The 23818-nt window shown below is 62.8% G+C and carries 14 protein-coding genes and 1 pseudogene; 12 read left to right on the top strand and 3 right to left on the bottom strand.

The genetic code is table 11. The features are described from left to right. Positions 1-106: 106 nt before the first annotated feature. On the bottom strand, positions 107-5089 hold the full coding sequence (locus ACVOK8_RS08355) for an NAD-glutamate dehydrogenase (RefSeq protein ID WP_481566430.1): 4983 nt from the start codon (positions 5087-5089) through the stop codon (positions 107-109). Between the two features lie 246 nt (positions 5090-5335). On the opposite strand from ACVOK8_RS08355, the gene ACVOK8_RS08350 reads away from it, so the two are divergent. From ACVOK8_RS08350 to ACVOK8_RS08340, 3 genes and pseudogenes are all read left to right on the top strand, one after another. Next, positions 5336-5998 carry a TetR/AcrR family transcriptional regulator gene (locus ACVOK8_RS08350; protein ID WP_481566429.1) on the top strand — a complete coding sequence of 221 codons (663 nt, stop codon included), beginning with the start codon at positions 5336-5338 and terminating at the stop codon, positions 5996-5998. Next, positions 5998-7167: pseudogene (locus ACVOK8_RS08345) on the top strand (efflux RND transporter periplasmic adaptor subunit); the annotation flags it as partial. The gene ACVOK8_RS08350 and the pseudogene ACVOK8_RS08345, both read left to right, overlap by 1 nt. Positions 7168-7191: 24 nt before the next feature. Beyond that, on the top strand, positions 7192-10356 hold the full coding sequence (locus ACVOK8_RS08340) for a multidrug efflux RND transporter permease subunit (protein ID WP_481566428.1): 3165 nt from the start codon (positions 7192-7194) through the stop codon (positions 10354-10356). A 333-nt stretch (positions 10357-10689) separates the two neighbouring features. Here ACVOK8_RS08340 and ACVOK8_RS08335 read toward each other — a convergent pair whose 3' ends face one another. Next, the gene (locus ACVOK8_RS08335) at positions 10690-11838 is read right to left on the bottom strand and encodes an acyl-CoA dehydrogenase family protein (RefSeq protein WP_481566427.1); all 1149 of its coding nucleotides are present in this window, start codon (positions 11836-11838) and stop codon (positions 10690-10692) included. A gap of 126 nt (positions 11839-11964) precedes the next feature. Between ACVOK8_RS08335 and ACVOK8_RS08330 the strand changes: the two genes are divergently transcribed. The 5 genes from ACVOK8_RS08330 to ACVOK8_RS08310 all read left to right on the top strand — a co-directional run bounded on the left by ACVOK8_RS08330 (position 11965) and on the right by ACVOK8_RS08310 (position 18210). After that, on the top strand, positions 11965-12894 hold the full coding sequence (locus tag ACVOK8_RS08330) for an ArsR/SmtB family transcription factor (protein WP_481516303.1): 930 nt from the start codon (positions 11965-11967) through the stop codon (positions 12892-12894). A gap of 24 nt (positions 12895-12918) precedes the next feature. Further along, entirely contained in the window at positions 12919-13998 is a 1080-nt protein-coding gene (locus ACVOK8_RS08325) for a homocysteine S-methyltransferase family protein (protein WP_481566426.1), read from the top strand. Between the two features lie 10 nt (positions 13999-14008). Further along, positions 14009-14611, top strand: coding sequence for a short chain dehydrogenase (locus ACVOK8_RS08320; protein ID WP_481566425.1), 603 nt, complete (start codon positions 14009-14011; stop codon positions 14609-14611). After that, complete coding sequence (gene metH, locus ACVOK8_RS08315) at positions 14611-17454, top strand: methionine synthase (RefSeq protein ID WP_481566424.1); 2844 nt, start codon at positions 14611-14613, stop codon at positions 17452-17454. The genes ACVOK8_RS08320 and metH overlap by 1 nt, the downstream gene beginning before the upstream one ends. Before the next feature lie 72 nt (positions 17455-17526). Further along, positions 17527-18210: a hypothetical protein gene (locus tag ACVOK8_RS08310; protein WP_481566423.1), complete on the top strand. Its 684-nt coding sequence runs from the start codon at positions 17527-17529 to the stop codon at positions 18208-18210. 39 nt (positions 18211-18249) lie between these two features. Here ACVOK8_RS08310 and ACVOK8_RS08305 read toward each other — a convergent pair whose 3' ends face one another. Beyond that, a complete protein-coding gene (locus ACVOK8_RS08305) occupies positions 18250-19134 on the bottom strand; it encodes a LysR substrate-binding domain-containing protein (RefSeq protein WP_481566422.1) in 885 nt (294 codons plus the stop codon). 106 nt (positions 19135-19240) lie between these two features. Between ACVOK8_RS08305 and ACVOK8_RS08300 the strand changes: the two genes are divergently transcribed. The 4 genes from ACVOK8_RS08300 to ACVOK8_RS08285 all read left to right on the top strand — a co-directional run bounded on the left by ACVOK8_RS08300 (position 19241) and on the right by ACVOK8_RS08285 (position 23701). Then, positions 19241-19912, top strand: a complete 672-nt coding sequence (locus ACVOK8_RS08300) for an ankyrin repeat domain-containing protein (protein ID WP_481566421.1) — start codon at positions 19241-19243, stop codon at positions 19910-19912. Positions 19913-19964: 52 nt separating this feature from the next. Further along, positions 19965-21416 carry an amidohydrolase family protein gene (locus tag ACVOK8_RS08295; protein ID WP_481566446.1) on the top strand — a complete coding sequence of 484 codons (1452 nt, stop codon included), beginning with the start codon at positions 19965-19967 and terminating at the stop codon, positions 21414-21416. 494 nt (positions 21417-21910) lie between these two features. After that, the gene (locus ACVOK8_RS08290) at positions 21911-23095 is read left to right on the top strand and encodes an MFS transporter (protein ID WP_481566420.1); all 1185 of its coding nucleotides are present in this window, start codon (positions 21911-21913) and stop codon (positions 23093-23095) included. A gap of 63 nt (positions 23096-23158) precedes the next feature. Beyond that, the gene (locus ACVOK8_RS08285) at positions 23159-23701 is read left to right on the top strand and encodes an NMCC_0638 family (lipo)protein (RefSeq protein ID WP_481566419.1); all 543 of its coding nucleotides are present in this window, start codon (positions 23159-23161) and stop codon (positions 23699-23701) included. Positions 23702-23818 lie beyond the last annotated feature (117 nt).

Here is a 23818-nt window from a genome sequence, read left to right as displayed (position 1 = left end):
CCTCTCCCGCGCGCGGGAGAGGGGTTGGGGTGAGGGCAAGCTCTTGACTTGACCAAAAAAGAACGGGCCCTCTCGGGCCCGTTCTCCAAAACAAAAACCTACCGGCTTAAGCGCCGTGCGCAGCCAACTGCCCCAAACGCTGCACCGCCACCGACACCGTCGGGTAATCCAGCGTCTTCTGCTCGGCCAACTCAGCCAGCATCGCCAAGGTGAAACGCAGACCGCTGTCATCACGGCCCAACCACGCAGCCACCTTGGCTTCTGCGGTCGCGCCCTTCATCGACAGCACCTGACCAGCCAGTGCACGCTGATGCGCAGCCAGCTCGTCGCGCAGCACGCCTCGGGCAACTGCATGCCAACGGCCGTTGACCTCCAGCGCGTCGATCTGCTCAAACAGCCACGGCATCTGCAGGGCCTCGCCCAGGCGGAAGTGGACCTTGGACACGTCCACCGGCTTGAGCTTGCGCGGACGCGCCAGTTCGATGATGTCGAACGCCGGCTCCAGGAACTGCAGTTCGGACAGCTGCTGTGCCAACGCCGCCGGCAAGCCCTTCTCCTTCCATGCCACAACGCTGGCCTCATAGGCCGGGCGCTGCGAATCCGGCAGTACGCCCGAGGCAACACGGATGTCGTTGAACGGGCCCTGGTAGCGGTCCACTGCAGCGGTGATGCCCGGCATCGCGCCCGGACGGGTCAGCAGCCAACGCACGAACGAGCGCTGCAGCTTCCAGATCACTTCCAGTGCGTCCACCTGCACCGCTTCCGGCAAGGTGCCGTCGAGCGCATCGATCTGCGTCCACAGTGCACGTGCGTCCAGCGTTTCACGGCTGATGGTGTACGCCTTGGCGACCTCGGCCACGGTGCGGCCAGTGTCTTCCTGCATGCGCATCAGGAAGGTGGCACCCATGCGGTTGATGGTCTGGTTGGTCACAGCCGTGGCGATGATTTCACGCTTCAGGCGGTGACGGTCCATCGCGTCGGCGTACTTCTTCTGCAGCGGCTGCGGGAAGTAGCGCAGCAGCTCCTTGGACAGGTACGGATCTTCCGGGATATCCGACTCCAGCAACTGCTGGAAGGCGACGATCTTGGAATACGACAGCAGCACTGCCAGCTCCGGGCGGGTCAGGCCCTGGCCACGCAGCTTGCGTGCCGACAGCTCGGCGTCGGACGGCAGGAACTCGATCTGGCGATCCAGCAGGCCCTGCTTCTCCAGCGTGCGGATGAAGTGCTGCTTGGAGCCCAGACGCTTGCTGCTCATCCGCTCCATCAGGCTCAGTGCCTGGTTCTGACGGTAGTTGTCCATCAGCACCAGTTCGCCAACCTCGCCGGTCATCGAAGCCAGCAACTTGTTGCGCTGCTCCACGGTGAGCTTCTTGGCGCGCACCACGTCGTTGAGCAGGATCTTGATGTTGACTTCGTGGTCGGAGGTATCCACACCGGCCGAGTTGTCGATGAAGTCGGTGTTGAGCAGCACGCCAACCTGCGCGGCCTCGATGCGGCCGAGCTGGGTCATGCCCAGGTTGCCGCCCTCGCCCACGATCTTGCAGCGCAGCTCCCCGCCGTTGACGCGCAGGCCGTTGTTGGCGCGGTCGCCGACGTCTGCATTGGTCTCGGTCGCCGATTTGACGTAGGTGCCGATGCCGCCGTTCCACAGCAGATCAACCGGAGCCTTCAGCGCGGCATTGATCAGGTCGGTCGGGTTCATCGCCTTGATGCTGGCGTCGATGCCCAGTGCTTCACGCACCTCCGGGGTGATCTCGATCGACTTGAGCGAACGCGGGTAGATGCCGCCGCCCTTGCTGATCAGCTTGCTGTCATAGTCGGCCCAGCTCGAACGCGGCACCTTGAACATGCGCGCGCGTTCCTTGAACGAGCTGGCAGCGGTCGGGTTCGGGTCGAGGAAGATGTGGCGGTGGTCGAAGGCGCAGACCAGGCGGATGTGCTCGGACAGCAGCATGCCGTTACCGAACACGTCACCGGACATGTCACCAACACCGACCACCGTGAAGTCCTGCTTCTGGCAGTCCTGGCCCAGTGCACGGAAGTGGCGCTTGACCGACTCCCACGCACCACGTGCGGTGATGCCCATGCCCTTGTGGTCGTAACCGACCGAGCCACCGGAGGCGAACGCGTCGTCCAACCAGAAACCGTGTGCACGGGCGATGCCGTTGGCGGTGTCGGAGAACGTGGCGGTGCCCTTGTCGGCAGCGACGACCAGGTACGGGTCGTCCATGTCATGACGCACCACGCCCTGCGGCGGCACGATCTTGTTGTTGACGATATTGTCGGTGATGTCGAGCAGGCCGTTGATGAAGCGCTTGTAGCAGGCCACGCCCTCGGCGAACCACGCATCACGATCCACCGACGGGTCCGGCAGCTGCTTGGCGAAGAAACCACCCTTGGAGCCGACCGGCACGATCACGGTGTTCTTCACCATCTGTGCCTTGACCAGGCCCAGCACCTCGGTGCGGAAGTCTTCGCGGCGGTCCGACCAGCGCAGGCCACCACGGGCGACCGGGCCAAAACGCAGGTGGGTACCTTCCACGCGCGGGCCGCACACGAAAATTTCGCGGTACGGGCGCGGCTTGGGCAGGTCCGGCACCTTGGCGGCGTCGAACTTGAAGCTGATGTAGTCGGCCGGGCCGCCATCGGCGCGCACGCCGTCCTTGCGGACCATGTAGTAGCTGGTGCGCAGTGTGGCTTCGATCACGCCGATGAAGCTGCGCAGGATGCGGTCTTCATCCAGGCTGGACACGCCGTCGAGCAGCTTGATCAGCACTTCATGGACCAGCGCCATGCGCGCTGCACGGTCGCTCTTGCGCGCCTTGACCACGCCGTCAAGCAGCTTGACGGTGGCGGCATCGTCACCGGCCAGCAGCTTGAACTGGGCCAGCTGTGCATCCAGCACCGCCTTGTCGCTTGCCGGGGTCGGCTCGAAGCGGGCTTCGAACAGCTCCACGATCAGGCGTGCCAGCAGCGGGTAGCGGTTAAAGGTGCCTTCCACATAGGCCTGTGAGAACGGCACGCCGATCTGCAGCAGGTACTTGCAGTAGCCACGCAGCATCGACACCTGGCGCCAATCCAGACCGGCGCCCAGCACCAGACGGTTGAAGCCGTCGTTCTCGGCATCGCCGTGCCAGACGCGGGCGAAGGCATCGCTGAAGGCAGCATTGGCGCTGACCGGGTCGATCGCACCGATGGTGGATTCGACTTCGAAGTCCTGCACATAGACCGGCGCTTCATCGACCATCAGCTTGTACGGGCGCTCGGCGATCACGCGCAGGCCCATGTTCTCCATCATCGGCAGCACGTCCGACAGCGGAATGTCTTCGAGCTGGCGATACAGCTTCAGGCGTAGGCCATCGACCTCGTCACGACGGATCGCCTGCAGGCTCAGACGCAGGTCGTCCGGGCCGGTCAATGCATCCAGCTGGGCGACGTCGGCGGCAGCGATTTCAGCGCTGGAGTCTTCGATGTAGCCGGCCGGCAGTGCCTTGCCGATGCGCGAGGCAATGCGCAGGCCTTCAGCTTCGCCATGGCTGGCGACCAGCGCTTCGCGCAGATCGTCCTGCCAATTGCGCAGCACGTGGGCCAGGCGCTTCTCCATGCCTTCCACGTCCAACTCCAGGCTCTGCCCGGCCTTGGGACGCACGATCAGGTGCACCTGCGCCAGCGGCGAGTCGCCCAGCACTACGCTGGAATCGACGTACTCGCCATGCAGCGCGTCCTTGAGCATGTTCTCAACGCGCAGACGCACGTCGGTGTTGAAGCGCTCGCGCGGCAGGAACACCAGCGCCGAAATGAAACGGCTGAACTTGTCGCGGCGCAGGAACAGGCGGCTACGCACACGCTCCTGCAGACCGAGCACGCCCATGGCGGTGCGGAACAGCTCGTCTTCGCTGGACTGGAACAGCTCTTCGCGCGGCAGCGACTCCAGGATGTGGCGCAGTGCCTTGCCGCTGTGGCTTGACAGGCTCAGGCCCGATCGCGCCATCACGTTTTCATAGCGCTGACGCACCAGCGGGATTTCCCACGGGCGACGGTTGTAAGCGCTGGAGGTAAACAGGCCGAGGAAGCGCTGTTCGCCGATGATCTTGCCCTTGGCGTCGAATTCCAGCACGCCGATGTAGTCCATGTAGCCGCCGCGGTGGATATGCGAGCGGGCATTGGTCTTGGTCAGGATCAGTGCATCGTGCAGGCTGCTGGTGGCATTCAAACCTTCCGCAGCCAAGCCCTTGACCGGGCGCGCGACCATCGTGTCCTTGCCACGCATCAAGCCCAGGCCGGTGCCGTTCTGGGCGACCAGCACTTCTTCCTTGCCCTTCTTCTCCACCTTGTATTCGCGATAGCCAAAGAAGGTGAAATGGTTGTCGGCGGCCCAGCGCAGGAACTCCTGTGCTTCGGCGCGCGAGGCCTTGCTCACCGGCAACGGACGCTTGCCCAGGTCGTCGGCCAGCGACATCGCCTTGTCGGTCATCGGCTGCCAGTCATTGACGATGGCGCGCACATCTTCCAGCGCGTCACTGACGCGCTTGGCAACGGCATCCAGCGCATCGGCCGGCTGGCGATCGATCTCCAGCAGCATCACCGATTCCAGCTTGCCCTCGCCCACGCCGCTGAGCTTGCCAGCCTTGTCGCGCGCGATGCTGATGACCGGATGGCCCAGCACGTGCACGCCAATGCCCTGCTCGGCCAGCGCCAGCGTCACCGTGTCCACCAAGAACGGCATGTCATCGTTGACGATCTGCAGCACGGTATGTGCCGATTCCCAACCGTCGGCTTTCAGCGTCGGGTTGAAAACGCGCACATTGGCCTTGCCCGGCTTGCGGGCGCGAGCGAACTCGAGCATGCCCGCAGCCAGCACCGTCCAATCATCGGCCGAGTGCAGCTTGAATTCATCGGCTTCCATGCGCTTGTAGAAAGCCGTAGCAAAAGCCACTGCCTGCGCCTGCGCGGCCGCAGCGGGATAACGCTTCCGCAAGGCTGCAAATACCGGTTCTAGCGAGAGGCCAGCTTCCGCGATGTTCTGCTTCACAGCTGGTTTGGATTTCGTCTTTGCGGACTTGGCAGCACTGTTTTGCGATTTCATGGCAGAGCTTTGGGTGTTGCTCGTTTGGAGAAACCGCGATTGTATCGCTGGTAACAAAAAGAACCTTGCTGCAGGGCCGCATTATCTGCATCGCAATTTTCCGGCGAGCGGTAGCAACAGCCATGGTTTTACTGATAGCCGATCAGCGAACGATGTCCGCCACCTGAATCTCATTCGCTCACCAAGCACAGTGAAAGCCGAATTACGTTGCGGTGTTTCTAAACTGGACGGTATAGTCCACCGCTTATGCAAACCCCTACTGCCAACCCCGCGCCAACTGACGCGCGTGACCAGCGCGTGCTCGAAGCGGTGCGTGAGCTATTGGCCAAACAAGGCATACGCCTAAGTATGGATTCGATAGCAGCCGCAGCGGGTTGCTCCAAGCAGACGCTCTATAGCCGCTACGGCAGCAAACGCGAATTGCTGCGGCAGGCGATGCAACTGCACGTATCCACTGCAACCGCAGCGTTATCTGTATGTGAAGACAAGCCGCTGCACGAAACCGTGCTCGACTTTGCTGTCGGCTACCTTGAGCACCGCAACAAACCCAATGTTCGCCGTACCGCGCAATTGATAGGGGCCAGCGTCCATGAGTTCCGCGACGAAGCGCAGTTCATGTACCTGGGAAGCAACGAAGCACTCCGCAAGCATGTTGCTGAATGGATGCAAACCGAAATGCAACGTGGTCGCCTAAAGCATGACGACCCGCAGTTCATGGCCGAGCTGTTGATCAGCATGATTGCTGGCCAGGATTTTGAACGACAGCGCTTTCACACCCCTTACCGCGATGATCCACAACAGCGTCGCCGCTGGGCCGAATTTGCCACCGACGGCTTCCTACGCGCCTTTGCCTGCACGTACCAAGCCGCCGCAGCTCCAAATAAAAACAACACCCGGAGTTTCTCCTGATGACCGCCCCACTGCGTCTTCTCGCTCTCACCTGTGCAGCGACACTGAGCCTTGCCGCCTGTAAAAAACCGCAGGAGCAAGCCGCACCGCCTCCGCAGGAGGTCGGCGTAGTCGACGCCAAACCGCAGACCTTGCCGCTGCAGCGCGAACTGGTTGGGCGCCTGTCGCCGTTCCGTTCTGCCGACGTCCGCGCCCGCGTGGCCGGCGTGCTGCAGAAGCGCGTCTATGAAGAAGGCAGCGCGGTCAAGGAAGGCCAGGTGCTGTTCCTGATCGACCCGGCACCGCTGCAGGCCTCGCTGGCTTCAGCCGAAGGCGCACTGGCGTCGGCCCGCGCCACGTACGCCAACGCCCGCGCCACCGCCAACCGCGCCCGCTCGCTGGCGCCACAGAGTTATGTGTCCAAGTCCGACCTGGACAGTGCCGAGGCTGCCGAACGCTCCTCTGCCGCCGCCGTGCAGCAGGCCGAAGCCGCAGTCACCACCGCCCGCATCAACCTCGGCTATGCCCGTGTCACTGCGCCGATTGCTGGCCAGGCTGGCAAGCAGCAGGTCACCGAAGGTGCGCTGGTCGGCCAGGGCGATGTAACCCTGCTGACCACCGTCGACCAGATCGATCCGCTGTATGTGAACTTCTCGATGACCGCCGACGAACTGAGCCTGCTGCGCGCAGCCCAGGACAAGGGCGCGGTGGCATTGGCTGGCGATGGCAAGACCACCGTGCAGGTCAACCTGCCCGATGGCAGCGCCTATGCGCACGAAGGCACCCTGGATTTCTCCTCGACCACGGTTGATCCGGCCACCGGCACGGTGTCGCTGCGCGCGCAGCTGCCCAACCCGGACCACATTCTGTTGCCGGGTTCGTTTGTCAGCTTCAAGGCCAACCTGGGCGAGCGTCACAATGCTTTCCTGGTACCGCAACAAGCGGTGCAGCGTGATACCCAGGGCGGCTATGTGCTGATCGTCGGCAAGGACGGCAAGGTCGCGCGCAAGAACGTCGCCCTGGACAACCAGCAAGGCGGCAACTGGCTGGTCTCCTCCGGCCTGGCCGCTGGCGACCAGATCATTGTGTCGGGCGTGCAGAAGGTCAAGGAAGGCGCACCGGCCACGGCCAAGCCGTGGCAGCCCGAAGCTGCCAAGCCCGCCGCCGGCGCGCCTGCGGCAGCCCCGGCGAAGAAGGAATAACGGGACTCCGCCATGCCTAAATTTTTCATCGAGCATCCCGTCTTCGCCTGGGTGGTGGCGATCCTGATCTCGCTTGGCGGCGTGATCTCGATCCTCAACCTGGGTATCGAGTCCTACCCCAGCGTTGCGCCACCACAGGTGACGGTCACCGCCAACTACCCGGGCGCCAGTGCGTCCACTGCGGAAAAATCGGTCACCCAGGTGATCGAGCAGCAGCTGACCGGTATCGACAATCTGATGTACTTCAGCTCGTCGTCGTCCTCCACCGGCCGCGTCACCATCACCCTCACCTTCGACAGCGGCACCGATGCCGATATCGCCCAGGTGCAGGTGCAGAACAAGGTGTCGCTGGCGACCCCGCGTCTGCCCTCGGAAGTGACCAAGCAGGGTGTGGTGGTGGCCAAGGCCAACGCCGGCTTCCTGATGGCCATCGGCGTGCGCTCGGATGACGGCACGGTTGACCGCGATGCGTTGAACGACATCGTCGGTGCGCGCGTGCTGGAACAGGTTTCGCGTGTTCCCGGCGTCGGCAGCACCCAGCAGTTCGGCTCCGAGTACGCCATGCGCGTATGGCTGAACCCGGAAAAGCTGCAGGGGTATCACCTGTCGGCAACTGATGTGTACAACGCCATCGGCACCCAGAACCTGCAGTTCGCTGCCGGCTCGGTAGGTGGCGACCCGGCACCCAACGGCCAGGCCTTCACCGCCACCGTTGCCGCCGAAGGCCGTTACAGCTCACCGGAAGAGTTCGAGAACACCATCCTGCGGGCCAACAATGACGGCAGCGTGGTCAAGCTCAAGGATGTCGCCACCGTTTCCTTCGGTGCGTCCAACTACGGCTTCGACACCAAGTACAACGGCAAGCCGGTGGCAGTGTTCGCCATCCAGTTGCTGCCCGGTGCGAACGCGCTTGATGTATCCGAAGCCGTGCGCGCGAAGATGGACGAGCTGGCCCCGAGCTTCCCGCCCGGCGTGAGCTGGTTCACCCCGTACGACAGCACCACCTTCGTGACCATCTCGATCGAGGAAGTGGTCCACACCCTGGTCGAGGCCATCATCCTGGTGTTCCTGGTGATGCTGGTGTTTCTGCAGAACTTCCGCGCCACCATCATTCCCACCCTGGTCATCCCGGTCGCCCTGCTCGGCACCTTCATGGGCATGCTGGCCATTGGCTTCACCATCAACCAGCTGACCCTGTTCGCAATGGTGCTGGCGATCGGCATCGTGGTCGATGACGCCATCGTCGTCATCGAAAACGTCGAACGCATCATGACCGAGGAAAAACTCGATCCGAAGCCGGCCACGCAGAAAGCCATGGGCCAGATCACCGGCGCAGTGGTTGCCATCACCGTGGTGCTGGCGGCGGTGTTCATTCCGTCCGCGCTGCAGCCGGGCGCTTCGGGTGAGATCTACAAGCAGTTCGCTTTGACCATCGCCATGGCGATGGCCTTCTCCGCCTTGCTGGCACTGACCTTCACCCCGGCGCTGTGTGCGGCCTTCCTCAAGCCCACCCACAACGACAACCCGAACTGGGTCTACCGCACCTTCAACAAGTACTACGGCAAGCTGGAAAAGAGCTATGTCGGCACCGTCGGTGGCGTCATCAAGCACGCCCCGCGCTGGCTGATGGTGTTCGCCCTGCTGCTGGTACTGTGCGGCTTCCTGTTCACGCGTCTGCCGGGCAGCTTCCTGCCGGAAGAAGACCAGGGCTATGCGCTGGCCATCGTGCAGTTGCCGCCGGGTGCCACCAAGACCCGTACCAGCGCCGTGTTCGATCAGCTGCTGGGTACCTTGCAGGACGAGGAAGCCTTTGAAGGCCTGATGCAGATCACCGGCTTCAGCTTCATCGGTGCCGGCGAGAACGTGGGTATGGCCTTCGTCCGCCTCAAGGACTGGGATGAGCGCAAGGAAACCGCGCCCGAGTTCATTCAGAAAATGAACAAGAAGGCCTATGGCATCAAGGATGCGCAGATCTTCTTCGTCAACCTGCCGACCGTGCAGGGTCTGGGTCAGTTCGGCGGCTTCGACATGTGGCTGCAGGACCGTACCGGCGCAGGCCAGGACGCCCTGATGGATGCGCGCAACACCTTGCTGGGAGCAGCCAGTCAGGACAAGTCACTGGTTGGCGTACGCCCCAACACCCTGGAAAACGCGCCACAGCTGCAGCTGAAGGTTGACCGCGTGCAGGCCCAGGCCATGGGCGTATCGGTCAATGATGTGTATACCGCCATCCAGATGATGCTGGCACCGGTCTACGTCAACGACTTCTTCTATGGCGGCCGTATCAAACGCGTCAACATGCAGGCCGACGCGGCATACCGCACCGGCCCGGAATCGCTGAACAGCTATTTCGTGCCGAGCTCGCTGAGCAAGGATGCAACTGGCCAGCCGGCGATGATCCCGCTCAGCGCGGTGGTCAAGTCCGAGTGGATCTATGCCCCGCCGGCACTGAACCGCTACAACGGCTACTCGGCGGTCAACATCGTCGGTGCACCGGCGCCGGGCGGCAGTTCCGGCCAAGCAATGAGCACCATGGAGCGGCTGGTGCATGATGACCTGCCGGTAGGCTTCGGTTTCGACTGGTCGGGCATGTCCTATCAGGAAATCCTTGCCGGTAACGCCGCAACGCTGTTGATGGTGTTGTCGATCGTGGTGGTATTCCTGTGCCTTGCTGCGTTGTATGAAAGCTGGTCCATCCCGGTCTCGGTGCTGCTGGTGGTGCCGATCGGCATCCTCGGTGCGGTGGTGTTCTCGCTCATGCGCGGCCTGCCGAACGACCTGTACTTCAAGATCGGCATGGTGACCGTGATTGGCTTGGCGGCGAAGAACGCGATTCTTATCGTCGAGTTCGCGGTGGAACAACGTGCTGCCGGCAAGACCCTGCGTGAAGCAACCATCGAAGCGGCGCATCTGCGTTTCCGCCCGATTTTGATGACCTCGTTCGCCTTCATCCTGGGCGTGCTGCCGATGGCCATCTCCACCGGTGCCGGCGCCAATGCCCGTCACTCGCTGGGTACCGGCGTGATCGGCGGCATGTTGTTCGCCACCGTGATCGGCGTGTTGCTGATCCCGCTGTTCTTCGTAAGCGTGCGGCGCATGCTCGGTGACAAGTTGGACGAACAGTCCAAGGAGTTCATCGAACAGCACAAGGTGCACGCGATCCAGAAGGACCGCTGATAGCAAAAGCCCCGGCACTGCCGGGGCTTTTTTTGGCGGCTTCCCTGTAGTGCCGAGCCATGCTCGGCAGAGGCAGTACCGGGAAAGCCAATGCCGAGCATGGCTCGGCACTACCGTCAGCACACCCCCAAAGCCACAAACAACAAACCCCGGCAATGCCGGGGTTTGCTATTGCAACTTGCAGGAGCGGCGTAAGTCGCGAAGCTCGAATCCCATCAGATTGCCCGGGTCGGCGGCCGCCAAATGCTGCCGGTTTCGCGGCTTACGCCGCTCCTACACGAGCTGCATTGCTGGGAAAGCTTCTGCCGAGCATGGCTCGGCACTACAGTGAGCTTAGCGCACGCCGGTCTCGTTGCGGGCGATGACCAGACGCTGGATCTCCGAGGTGCCTTCGTAGATCTCGGTGATCTTGGCATCACGGAAGTAACGTTCCAGCGGCATTTCCTTCGAGTAGCCCATGCCGCCATGGATCTGCACGGCCTGGTGGGCGATCCACATCGCTGCTTCGGATGCAGTCAACTTGGCCACCGCCGCCTCGGTCGAGAAACGCTTGCCCTGCGACTTGGTCCAGGCTGCGCGCAAGGTCAGCAATATCGCTGCGTCGAGCTTGCACTTCATGTCTGCGATCTTGGCCTGGATCATCTGGAAGCTGCCAATCGGCGCACCAAACGACTTGCGCTCTTTCACATAGGCGAGCGAGGCTTCATAGGCTGCACGGGCGATGCCCACTGCCTGCGAGGCAATGCCAATGCGACCCGAATCCAGCAGACTCATCGCGATCTTGAAGCCTTCGCCTTCCTTGCCGATCACATCTTCCGCAGTGGCAACGTAGTCCTGGAACTCGATCTCGCAGGTCGCCGAGGCACGCACGCCGAGCTTGGGCTCGGTCTTGCCACGGCCGAAACCGGGCTTGCTGGTGTCGATCATGAAAGCGGTGATGCCGCGCGAGCGCTGTTCCGGGTCGGTCATCGCAAACAACACGATGTAACGCGCCACCGGGCCGGAGGTGATCCAGCTCTTCTGGCCGTTGATCACGAACGAACCATCAGCCTGTTTGACCGCGCGGCAGCGCATCGCGGTCGCGTCGGAACCGGACTGTGATTCGGTCAGCGCGAACGCGCCAATCTCGCTACCTTCGGCAATCGCACGCACATAGGTCTGCTTCTGCGCTTCGGTGCCGTAACCCAGCACAGCGTTGCAGAACAGCGAATTGTTGACCGACATGATGGTGGCATGCGCCGCGTCCGCAGCCGACACCTCGATGATGGCCAGCACGCTGGAAATCGGGTCCATGCCGGAGCCGCCGTACTCGACCGGCACCTCGATGCCCATCAAGCCGTTCTCACCCAGCAGACGGATGTTTTCCAGCGGGTATTCACCGGTAGCGTCGAAGTGCTCAGCGCTGGGGGCGATCTTTTCTTTGGCGATGCGACGCGCGACGTCCTGCAGCATCAGCTGCTCGTCGGAAAAACTGAAGTCCACTACACCCCTCCCAGGGTTTATCAAGTTGCGATTGTAACCATCACAACCCCATTCAGCCTATGCATTGCCTTGACCGAAACTGGCAACACAGCGAGAATATCTCTATATCGCGATAGGTAGATATTTATGGATCTGGAAGACTGGTCAACCCGTCTGAAAGTGTTCGCCGATGCGACGCGCGTGCGTCTGCTGACGTTGCTGGAACAGGAAGAATTGACAGTGGCCGAGCTGTCGGCCATCACCACGCTGGCGCAGCCGCGCGTATCCACCCATCTGGCCAGGCTGAAGGAAGCCGGCTTGGTGCGTGATCGCCGTGCAGGCGTTTCGGCGTATTACCGCTTTGACGAGGCCGCCCTGGATCCGGCGCAGCGCGCATTGTGGCATGCCTTGAGCAGCGGCAGCGACGACCCGCTGCTGCGCCAGGACGCCGAACGCGTGCCGTCTGTGCTGGCCATGCGCGCCGCCGACCAGAACTGGGCCGACAGCGTCGCTGGCGACATGGAGCGCCACTACTCGCCGGGCCGTACCTGGGAAGCGATGGCCCGCAGCGCCCTGCCCTTGCTGGAAACCGGTGACGTGCTCGACATCGCCTCCGGCGACGGCGTGCTGGCCGAGCTGTTGGCCCCGCATGCACAGCGCTACGTCTGCATCGACACCAGCGCCCGCGTGGTGGCTGCAGCCAGCGAACGTCTGCGCAAGCTGCCCAATGTGGAGGTGCTGGAAGGCGACATGCACAAGCTGCCGTTCGCCGATGGCAGCTTCGACCTGGTGGTGATGATGCACGCCCTCACCTATGCCGCCCAACCAGCCAAGGCGGTTGCCGAATGTGCCCGCGTGCTGCGCCCGCAGGGTCGCCTGATGCTGTGCAGCCTTGCCCGCCACGAGCACAAGGCCGCAGTCGAGGCCTATGGCCACGTCAACCTTGGCTTCACCGGCAAGGAACTGCGCAAGTTCGTCGAGAAGGCCGGCCTTGAGGTTTCCAGCCTGGAGACCGTCACTCGCGAGAAGCGCCCGCCCCATTTCGAAGTGATCTCGCTGATCGCGCATCGTCCCTGATACACCTACCTGGTTGATTGCCCCATGCACGCCCTGCCCTGGCTCCATCCCGAACGCGTTGGCAAGCTGCTCAGTGCGCTTGAACAGCGCATCCTGATCATCGACGGCGCCATGGGCACGATGATCCAGCGCCATCGTCTTGAAGAAGATGATTATCGAGGTGCGCGTTTCGTTGGCGGCTTCGACAGCCAGCACGCGCATGCCGCGGGCTGCGAGCATGACCTGAAGGGCAACAACGACCTGCTGCTGCTGAGCAAGCCGGAAGTGATCGCCGGCATCCACACCGCCTACCTCGAAGCCGGCGCGGATCTGCTGGAAACCAATACCTTCAACGCCACCTCGGTCAGCCAGGCCGATTACCACCTTGAACATCTGGTGTATGAGTTGAACAAGGCTGGCGCGCAGGTAGCTCGCCAATGCTGTGACGCGATCGAAGCCAGCACGCCGGACAAGCCGCGCTTCGTCATCGGCGTGCTTGGCCCAACCAGCCGTACTGCCTCGATCAGCCCCGACGTCAACGATCCGGGCTTCCGCAACACCAGCTTCGATGAGCTGCGCGCCACCTACCGCGAAGCCATCGATGGCCTGATCGACGGTGGCGCCGATACCTTGATGGTGGAAACCATCTTCGACACGCTCAACGCAAAAGCTGCCTTGTTCGCCATCGAAGAGGTATTCGATGCGCGTGGCGGGCGCCTGCCGGTGATGATCTCCGGCACCATCACCGATGCCTCCGGCCGCACCTTGTCCGGGCAGACCGCCGAAGCCTTCTATGCCTCGGTCTCGCACAGCCAGCCGCTTTCGATCGGCTTCAACTGCGCGCTGGGTGCGACTGACATGCGTCCGCATGTGGAAACGCTGTCGCAGGTGTCCAGCGGCTATGTCAGCGCCCACCCCAACGCCGGCCTGCCCAACGCCTTCGGCGAGTACGACGAGACGCCCGAGGAAATGGCGACCACACTGAAAGAATTCGCCGAATCGGGGCTACTTAATCTGGTCGGCGGCTGCTGCGGCACCTCCCCCGATCACATCCGCGCCATTGCCGAAGCCGTTGCCGGGTTGCCGCCGCGGGCGCTGCCACTGGCTGCAGCCAAGGCTGCCTGAGGACTACACGATGAAGAAGATCCTCCTGATCGGCGCCAGTGGCACCCTGGGTTCGGCGGTTGCGCAACATCTGCAGCAACACCATCAAGTCATCACCGCATCGCGTTCGGACCCGCTGCACAGCGTTGATCTTGGCAGCGATGACAGCGTGACCGCACTGCTGCAGACAGTCGGTCCACTCGACGCCATCGTCGCCACCACCGGCAATGTCCACTTCGGGCCGTTGACGGAAATGAGCCCGGCGCAGTTCGCGCAGGGGCTGCACGACAAGCTGCTCGGCCAGGTACGCATGGCCTTGCTGGGCCAGCAGCATCTGCGCGATGGCGGCAGCATCACCTTGACCACCGGCATCCTCACCGAGCAGCCGATCGCCCAAGGCGCCAGTGCTACCAGCGTCAACGCCGCCATTGAGGGTTTCGTCCGCGCCGCCGCGCTCGAATTGCCGCGCGGGCTGCGCATCAACGCAGTAAGCCCAAGCGTGCTGTGCGAAGCGCTCAATGCCTATGGCGATTTCTTCCCCGGTTTTGAACCGGTCACCGCCGCCCGCGCCGCACTGGCCTACCAGCGCAGCATCGATGGCATCGCCAACGGACAGGTTTTCAAGGTCTGGTAATGAGCAACGACACCGCAAGCCACTACACCCGCCTGTCCGGCCTGGAACCGCTGGTCATCACCCCCGACCTGTTGTTCATCAACGTCGGTGAGCGCACCAACGTCACCGGCAGCGCGCAGTTCCGCAAGCTGGTCAAGGAAGAACGCTACGAGGAAGCCGTCGACGTCGCCCGCCAGCAGGTCGCCAGCGGTGCGCAGATCCTCGACGTAAACATGGACGAAGGCCTGATCGATTCCGAGAAGGCAATGGCGCGGTTCCTCAACCTGATCATGTCCGAGCCGGATATCGCCCGCATCCCGGTGATGGTCGATTCCTCCAAGTGGAGCGTGATCGAAGCCGGCCTGAAATGTCTGCAGGGCAAGAGCGTAGTCAACTCGATCTCGCTCAAGGAAGGCGAACAACTGTTCATCGAACACGCTCGCCTGGTGCGCCGCTATGGCGCCGCTGCGGTGGTGATGGCATTCGATGAAGTCGGTCAGGCCGATACCTGCGAGCGCAAGGTGGAAATCTGCACCCGCGCCTATCGCATCCTGACCGAGCAGGTCGGCTTCCCGCCAGAAGACATCATCTTCGATCCCAACATCTTTGCCGTGGCCACCGGCATCGAGGAACACGACAACTATGCGGTGGACTTCATCGAAGCCACCCGCATCATCAAGCGCACGCTGCCGCATTGCCATGTGTCCGGTGGCGTCTCGAACGTCTCGTTCTCGTTCCGTGGCAATGAAACGGTGCGGCAGGCGATCCACTCGGTGTTCCTGTACCACGCCATCAAGGCAGGCATGGACATGGGCATCGTCAACGCCGGCGCGATGCCGATCTACGACCAGCTCGACCCGGAACTGCGCGAACGCGTGGAGGACGTGATCCTCAATCGTCGCCGCGACGGCACCGAGCGACTGCTGGAAATCGCCGAGCGCTACAAGGGCAAGAAGGGCGAGAAGAAGGTCGAAGACCTGGCCTGGCGTGAGCGTCCAGTACGCGATCGCCTTGCCCACGCGCTGGTGCAAGGTCTGGATGCCTGGGTTGAGGAAGACACCGAAGAAGCCCGCCAGCAGTCCAGTCGTCCGCTGGATGTGATCGAAGGCGCGCTGATGGATGGCATGAACGTGGTCGGCGACCTGTTCGGCGCCGGCAAGATGTTCCTGCCGCAGGTGGTGAAGTCGGCGCGCGTGATGAAGAAAGCCGTGGCCTATCTTCTGCCTTTCATCGAGGAAGAGAAGGCGCGCACCGGCGATATCGGCAAGTCCAACGGCAAGATCATCATGGCCACGGTCAAGGGTGACGTGCACGACATCGGCAAGAACATCGTCGGCGTGGTGCTTGCCTGCAACAATTTTGAAGTGGTGGACCTTGGGGTGATGGTGCCGGCGCAGAAGATCCTGGACGCCGCCCGTGCCGAGAATGCCGACATCATCGGCCTGTCCGGGCTGATCACTCCTTCGCTGGAGGAGATGAGCCACGTCGCCAAGGAAATGCAGCGCCAGGGCTTCGAGATGCCGTTGATGATTGGTGGCGCCACCACGTCGCGCGCGCATACCGCGCTGAAGATCGACCCGTTCTACAGCGCGCCAACGGTGTGGGTGAAGGACGCCTCGCGTGCAGTCGGTGTCGCCCAGTCGCTGATTTCGCGCGAACTGCGCACCAGCTTCGTCGCCGCCAACGATGCCGACTATGCCGACATCCGCCAGCGCCATCGCAACCGCGGTGATGCCAAGCGCCTGGTCTCGCTGGAGCATGCGCGCGGCCAACGCTTTACCTGCGACTGGAGCCATTACACCCCACCAACGCCGAACCAGCCGGGCGTGCATGTGTTCGACAACTATCCGCTGGAAGATCTGCTGCCAGTGATCGACTGGACGCCCTTCTTCCAGGCCTGGGAACTGGCTGGAAAGTACCCGGCGATTCTGACCGACGAGATCGTGGGTCCGCAGGCCAGTGATCTGTTCACCGATGCGCAGGCTATGTTGAAGCGGATTGTTGATGAGAAGTGGTTGACGGCCAGGGCTGTGTTTGGGATCTGGCCGGCGAATAGTGATGGCGACGATGTGCGTATCTCCCCTCTCCCACCGAGAGAAGGTGCCGCTGCTTCCCTTCTGCCGCATGCGGGAGAAGGTGCCCGAAGGGCGGATGAGGGCGAGCTTTTGGCTCCATCGCTTACGCCTCGCACCCTCACCCCAACCCCTCTCCCGCAAGCGGGCGCGGGGCTCGGTTGGCGTGGGCGGCCGCACACCCGCCACGACCTGCGCCAGCAAGTCGACAAGCCAGCCGAGCGCCCCGACTTCTGCCTGGCCGATTTCATCGCGCCAGCAGACAGTGGCAAGCAGGATTGGATTGGTGCATTCGCGGTCACCGCCGGCATCGGCATCGATGAGCACGTTGCTCGCTTCGAGGCGGACCACGACGACTACAACGCCATCCTGCTCAAGGCCTTGGCTGACCGCCTGGCCGAAGCCATGGCCGAGCGTCTGCATCAGCGGGTACGCACCGAGTTCTGGGGCTACGCCAAGGACGAGCAACTCGATAACGAGGCGCTGATCGCCGAGAAGTACAGCGGCATCCGCCCTGCCCCGGGTTACCCGGCCTGTCCTGAGCACAGTGAAAAGCAGACCATCTTCCAGCTGCTGGACGCCGAAGGCATCGGCATGTCGCTGACCGAAAGCTTCGCCATGCTGCCAACCGCTGCGGTGTCCGGCTATTACTTCAGCCACCCGCAAAGCCAGTACTTCGTGGTTGGCCGGGTATCACGCGAGCAGGTCACCGACTACGCCAAGCGCAAGGGCGTGGAGCGGGCGCAGGTAGAACGCTGGCTCGCCTCCAACCTCGACTACGATCCGGAATAACCAGCAACTGCAGGCGGCGACAACAGCGCCGCCAGCGCCTATCCTGCCCGCAGCCCTCCAAGCCCAAAGCCCATGCAAAGCCGCAATGCAGAGCTGATCCGCAAGCATGCCGCAGCCGGTCGCATCGGCCTGTGTGGCACCGATGACTGGGTCGGCAAGGCCATCCGCAAGGCACAGGCGCCACTGACCCAGGACGGCCACCGCAGCCTGTGGTCGCACGCGTTTCTGTTCAGCGAGCAACGACTGGACGGCCACTGGTGGGTATTGGAATCGGATCTGGACCTGCGCAATCGCCAGCTGCGGCTCGGTGCACAGGAGAACCGCGCCGATCGCTACTTCGACGACGAAGCCTTCCCCAACCTGGCCATCCTCGACTTCGGCCTGGATGCCGCACAAACCCATAAGGTGCAGATTGCCGCACTGGATCTGCTGTCAGGGCTGTCCAGTTATTCGCTGAGCGAACTGGTCGGCACCTTGTTTGCGATGCACAGTACCCGCCTGCGCCGACGCAGCAACCTGCTGTCCAAGGAAGGCGCGCTGTATTGCTCGGCGATGGTGCAGCACTGCTATGCAGCTGCCGGCATCGATCTGCTGCCAGGTGTGCACGGCAAAAACGTCGCACCGCAGGACATCTACGATGCCGCCCTGCCGCACAGCACCCATTCGCTGATCCGCGACCTGGGCATTTCCAGCCTGCGCCGCTTCACCCATGGCGCCAAGGAACTGCTGGATACGCCGGTCGAAGATCTGTTCTAGCCTGATTGGAAGTCGACGGCTGCCCTGCTGTCGCAGACCTCAGCCCATTTCCTGCTCAAGCATCTGGATCAACAACACTGCCAAGGCCTTGGCTTCAGGGTCCGCTGACGGGCGGTGCAGGACGGCCAGCTCGACGCTGTCGATCCGCGGCAAGCCAGTTTCCACCCCCAGCTCCACATGTCCGGCTGTCATCGCCCGCGCCGGCAAAAGGCTGATGCCCAGACCATCAGCAACCGCTGATTGGATACCGCCAAGGCTGGAACTGGTGAAGCTGATGCGCCAACGCCGACCCAGGCTTTCAATCGCGTCGATCATGTCTTCGCGGTACATGCCACGCGGCGGAAACGCCACCAGCTGCACCGGCTCTGTCCCAAACGAGGGACTGCTGGCGCTGTCCACCCAGCACATCGGTTCCGGCCAACATGCCACGCCCTCGCGACTGCCACGACGTTGCTTCACCAGGATCAGGTCGAGCTCGCCGCGGTCGTAGCCCTCGGCCAAGGCGCGACTCAAGCCGCTGCTGACTTCCAGCTTCACCCGCGGATAGGCCCTGGTGAATTCCGCCAGCACCGGCGTGGTACGCCCGGCAGCGAAATCTTCCGGCACGCCCAGCCTTATCACCACCGCCGCACCATCACCCGACAAAGCTTCTGCCAGCTGCTCGTTGAGCGACAACATACGCCGGGCGTAGCCCAACACGGTCTCACCAATGTCCGTCGGTCGCACATCGCGCACGCCGCGATCCAGCAGACGGTGCCCGGCAAGGTCCTCCAGCCGCCGTACTTTCTGGCTGATGGTGGACTGGGTGGAATGCAGACGCGCGGCCGCAGCGGTGAAACTGCCGCAATCGGCCACCATCACCAACGCCCGCAGCAGATCCAGGTCGAAGTAGGCCCTATTTGTTTTTGAACTGGAGTCGACCATGACATTTAATTTCACGATGGATCGCCGCACTTGTAGCATCGCCTGCAGGTTTGGGCAAACGCCCTACCACGCCGCAAATGCACAGAAACCCGGACAGAGGCAGGCAATGACCGTAGAGAACTGGATCACCGTACCGGTATTGGCCGCGGCGCTACTGACATCAAGCTGCGTCGGCGCGAGCCCGGCAATCGCGGAGCAGTTGCAAGGTGCGGCCGAAGCCGGCGACACCCAGCGCATCGCGGTATTGCTCAGCCAAGGCAGCAGCATCGACAGCCGCGATGCGAGCGGACGCACCCCCTTGCTGATCGCCATCCGTGCGCGGCAGGTGGAAGCTGCACGCGTATTGATCGCCGCAGGGGCCGATGTCAACGCAAAAGATCAGCTCCAGGACAGCCCCTATCTGTACGCCGGTGCCAGCGGGCAGACCGAAATCCTGCGCATGACCATCGCACACGGTGCCGACCTGCGCAGCACCAACCGCTATGGCGGCACTGCCTTGATACCAGCAGCCGAACGCGGCCATGTCAGCACGGTGCAGCTGCTGATCGAGGCCGGCGTTGACGTCGACCACATCAACAACCTGGGTTGGACCGCCTTGCTGGAGACCGTCATCCTTGGTGACGGCAGCCAACGCTACGCGCAGATCACCCAATTGCTCATTGCCGCCGGTGCCGACGTCAACCTTGCCGATGCGCAGGGCGTCACGCCGCTGGCACATGCGCAACAACGTCGGCAAAACGCTGTTGAGCACCTGCTACGCGCAGCAGGTGCTCATTGAACCACTCCACGCACCCGTACTGACCGGCAACCACCCACCACTGGAAACACCGATGAAGACCACGTTCGGCCTGCTGCTGACCACACTCGCAGCAACCATCTCGCCCGCAATCGCCGCCCAATCCCAGGCGGACGTAGTGATCCGCCATGCAACCGTGATCGATGTCGAACATGGCCGCGCGATCACCGACCAGAGCGTCGCCATCCGCGATGGCAGCATCGTCGCCGTCGGTGACGATGCGCGCGTGGGCACGCAGTGGCGCGCGACCACCGCCATCGATGGCCGCGGCCGTTACCTGATTCCCGGCCTGTGGGACATGCACGTTCACTTTGGCGGTGGTCCGGCACTGATCGAAGAGAACAAGGCCCTGCTGCCGCTTTATGTGGCGCATGGCATCACCACGGTGCGTGATGCGTCCGGCGATCTGGCCGAACAGGTATTGTCGTGGCGCGGACAGATTGCCAGTGGCCAATTGTTCGGGCCGCAGCTGTTTACCTCCGGCGCCAAGATCGAAGGCCTGGCGCCGGTGTGGAAAGGCACGATCGAGGCCGGCGACAAGGCAGGTGTGGATGCAGCGCTGGACCGCGAGCAGCGCGATCAGGTCGATTTCGTGAAAATCACTGACAGCACGCTGAAGCCGGAGCTGTTTCTCTACGCCGTCAGTCAGGCCAAGGCGCGCGGCATGCGCAGTTCTGGTCACGTGCCGATGGCATTGACCGTGAGTCAGGCAATCGAGGCCGGCATGAGCTCGATCGAACATCTGGACTACGCCTACAAGGCTGGCGTGAAGGATGAAGCTGCGATCGCCGCTGATTTCGGCGCCGGCAAAATCGACCGCGCCGAAGCCAATCGCAGGCTGCGCACCGGCTTCGACCGCGCCACGGCGATGGCGGCCTATCGCCGTTTCGCCGAACTCGGCGTTGCGGTGACCCCGACATTGGATGGCGGCCGCATCATCGACTTCCTCGATGTCGAACCGCGCGACAATGATCCCTATCTGGCTTACATCGGTCCGGGACTGCGCGACACTTACACCTGGCGCGTTGAACGCGCCGCCAAGGCCACGCCCGCACAAATCGAAGCCCGCCATGCGCATTACGCTGAGGTGGCCGCGGTGCTGCCGATGCTGCAGGAAGCGGGCGTGCGCATCATGGCCGGCACCGACGCTGGGTTCCTGAATTCCTACAACTTCCCCGGAATCGGCCTACACAACGAACTCGCGCTGTACGTGCGCGAAGGGCTGACAACAATTCAGGCGCTGCAGTCGGCAACCCGCGCTGGCCCGGCTTGGTTCGACAAGCTGGACCGCTACGGTGCGGTAGCCGAAGGCAAGGCTGCGGACCTGGTTTTGCTGGACCGCAACCCCCTGCAGGACATCGAAGCCACGCGCGCGATCAATACCGTTGTGATGCGTGGCAAGGTCTACGACCGCGCCGCGCTGGACGCCATGCTGGCTGAGACGAAGGCGCAGGTCGCCGAGTGGAACGCCAAGGCCAAGCCCTGACCTCTGCTACCGGCCAGAGCGCGGCAAAACAACTCAAACAGTCCCAGCCCGGCTGTTTGTAGGAGCAGCTTAAGCCGCGAAGCAAATGATTTGTCAGCTGTCACGTATCTCGATAACTGCAGAAACACCAGCTTCGCGGCTTACGCCGCTCCCACAATCGGAAGCCTTCACCCCTGTTTCCCGGGTGCGCTGCGCTTCCCGGGCTACCGACAAAGCGCAAACACCTGCTGTTTGTGGGAGGGGCGTAAGCCGCGAAGCGAGCGGATTGTCAGCTGGCATATATCTCGAAAACTGGAGCAGCATCAGCTTCGCGGCTGACGCCGCTCCTACAAACCACGACCGGCCTATGTTCGCGAGCGGAACCGGTCCGAAACACCCAAAACCGACGCGATAACCTCTCCTCGATCTGCCATCCAAAGCCAGCAAAAGGCACAATAGGCGCTGCGGCTTATGCCGCCCCCTCCTTGCCTGCCCAGCGCATCCAGCGCCTTGCCATGACGTCCGTTGCCTTGCCATCGCAGGCCGTGCCAACCGCACGCTTGTCGAGCTTCTACTTCTTCTACTACGCCGCGCTTGGCGCGTTCACGCCGTACTGGAGCCTGTACCTGCAGTCGCGCGGCATGACCGTCACCGCCATCAGCGTGATGATGAGCCTGTGGTACGCCACGCGGGTGATCGCCCCCAGCACATGGACCTCGCTGGCGGCCGTTTCGCCGCGTCCGATCCGCTGGCTGCGCGTGGGCTGTGTACTGACCATCGCCTGCTTCGTCGGCTTCCTTGTACCCGCACCGCCGTGGACGTTGTACGCGGTGATGATCGCGTTCTGCTTCTTTTACAACGCGGTCATGCCGCAGTTCGAATCGATCACCCTCACTCATCTGGGCGCGGACAGTCATCGCTACGGCATGATCCGGGTCTGGGGCTCGGTGGGCTTCATCATCGTCGTCACCCTGTTCGGCTGGCTGATTGAAAAGCACGGTGCCGGCAAGCTGCCATGGCTGATGCTGCCGCTGTTCGTACTGATGACATGCTCAGCCTTCATCAATCGTTACGCGCGCAATATCGGCTCGCGCAGCCAACACGACGCTGGCTTCTGGAGCATCGTGCGACAGAAACCGGTGATGGCCTTCTTCATTGCCGCCTTCCTCGAACAGCTGTCGTTCGGCCCGTACTACACGTTCTTCTCGCTTTACATGGACCAGCACGGCTACAGCACCTCCTTGCTCGGCCTGATGTGGACCGTCGGCGTGGTATTCGAAGTCGCCGTGTTTTTCCTGATCGCGCGCTTCTTCCGCCGCTGGGATGCCAGCTGGCTGCTGATCATCTCCATGGGCAGCGCTGTGTTGCGCTGGTGGGCAACCGCCCTGTGGCCGGAGAACCTGCCGGTGATGCTGGTCGCCCAGACCACCCATTGCCTGGGCTTCGCCGCGTTCTTCGCCTCGGCAATGCAGCTGCTGGCGCGCTACTTCCCGGGCAATCTGAACGGGCACGGCCAAGGACTGTTCTATGGCTTTTCGTCCGGGCTGGGCGGCGTGCTCGGCGCCCTGATTGCTGGTCAGCTCTGGCAGTTCGGTGACGGCAAGGTCGCCTTCATCGTCGGCGGCTGTTTCGCCCTGCTCGGCACCCTGATCGCCTGGTACTGGCTGCCGCCTTCACGCCAGGCCCGGCTCCTGCACTGAAACCTGCAGGCAGGCCAAACCCCTGCTATAACTGCGCCATCTCACGGCACAGGGGGCTCTGTCATGAAATACGGTTCCAGCTTGTACACCTTGCTGGCGGCTATACCGCTGATTGCGACCGGCACTGCGCTCGCCAGCGACGACTCGCTTGCCCCGATCGGCATGTTCGCCGGGGTCTGCATCGATCTTCTCGACAAGCCCGATACATTCGCCGAGGTGATGAGCAACCGGGGCAACCGCGTGCAGGATGCGGAGGCTAAGGAGTTCCTCGGCCACAAACCCGGCAAGGCCTGGTATGTCAGCTACGAAGGTGTCCCCTATGGCTTCTCCTGGGCCGATGATGGCACCTGCCGAATAACCATCTTCAGCGGCAATGCCAAAGGACTCGCCAAAGAGTTCGGCGACCTTGGCCGGATGGCCCCGGCGGGCTACACCTCAGCGGCGGAACTTACTTCCATAGACGAAAGGGGCTGGGCGGTCCACACCTACACCTGGCACGGTGACGGCGAAGACCGCGCCATCCAGATGCGCCTGTCACTCAACCCCGAACCCGGAACGGGTTTACGCGGCAGTGCCAGCGCCCGTTACGTTGCAGCACCCCGTTGAGCCAGTCACCTGACGGGCCGTTGGAATCGGGCAGCTGATACCCGATCACGCTGCACTGGCAAGCAAGAACGTTCAGCCGACGATTTCGCGGCAAGTGGGAGATCATTTTCTCCACGC

The sequence above is a fragment of the Stenotrophomonas sp. STEN083 genome (assembly GCF_056759195.1).
This window is presented reverse-complemented; position numbering and strand designations above follow the sequence as displayed.

Bases quoted from the DNA above. Each gene is read 5' to 3' on its own strand.
- ACVOK8_RS08355 (WP_481566430.1), bottom strand. From the start codon at position 5,089: ATGAAATCGCAAAACAGTGCTGCCAAGTCCGCAAAGACGAAATCCAAA.
- ACVOK8_RS08350 (WP_481566429.1), top strand. From the start codon at position 5,336: ATGCAAACCCCTACTGCCAACCCCGCGCCAACTGACGCGCGTGACCAG.
- ACVOK8_RS08340 (WP_481566428.1), top strand. From the start codon at position 7,192: ATGCCTAAATTTTTCATCGAGCATCCCGTCTTCGCCTGGGTGGTGGCG.
- ACVOK8_RS08330 (WP_481516303.1), top strand. From the start codon at position 11,965: ATGGATCTGGAAGACTGGTCAACCCGTCTGAAAGTGTTCGCCGATGCG.
- ACVOK8_RS08325 (WP_481566426.1), top strand. From the start codon at position 12,919: ATGCACGCCCTGCCCTGGCTCCATCCCGAACGCGTTGGCAAGCTGCTC.
- ACVOK8_RS08320 (WP_481566425.1), top strand. From the start codon at position 14,009: ATGAAGAAGATCCTCCTGATCGGCGCCAGTGGCACCCTGGGTTCGGCG.
- metH (WP_481566424.1), top strand. From the start codon at position 14,611: ATGAGCAACGACACCGCAAGCCACTACACCCGCCTGTCCGGCCTGGAA.
- ACVOK8_RS08310 (WP_481566423.1), top strand. From the start codon at position 17,527: ATGCAAAGCCGCAATGCAGAGCTGATCCGCAAGCATGCCGCAGCCGGT.
- ACVOK8_RS08305 (WP_481566422.1), bottom strand. From the start codon at position 19,134: ATGGTCGACTCCAGTTCAAAAACAAATAGGGCCTACTTCGACCTGGAT.
- ACVOK8_RS08300 (WP_481566421.1), top strand. From the start codon at position 19,241: ATGACCGTAGAGAACTGGATCACCGTACCGGTATTGGCCGCGGCGCTA.
- ACVOK8_RS08295 (WP_481566446.1), top strand. From the start codon at position 19,965: ATGAAGACCACGTTCGGCCTGCTGCTGACCACACTCGCAGCAACCATC.
- ACVOK8_RS08290 (WP_481566420.1), top strand. From the start codon at position 21,911: ATGACGTCCGTTGCCTTGCCATCGCAGGCCGTGCCAACCGCACGCTTG.
- ACVOK8_RS08285 (WP_481566419.1), top strand. From the start codon at position 23,159: ATGAAATACGGTTCCAGCTTGTACACCTTGCTGGCGGCTATACCGCTG.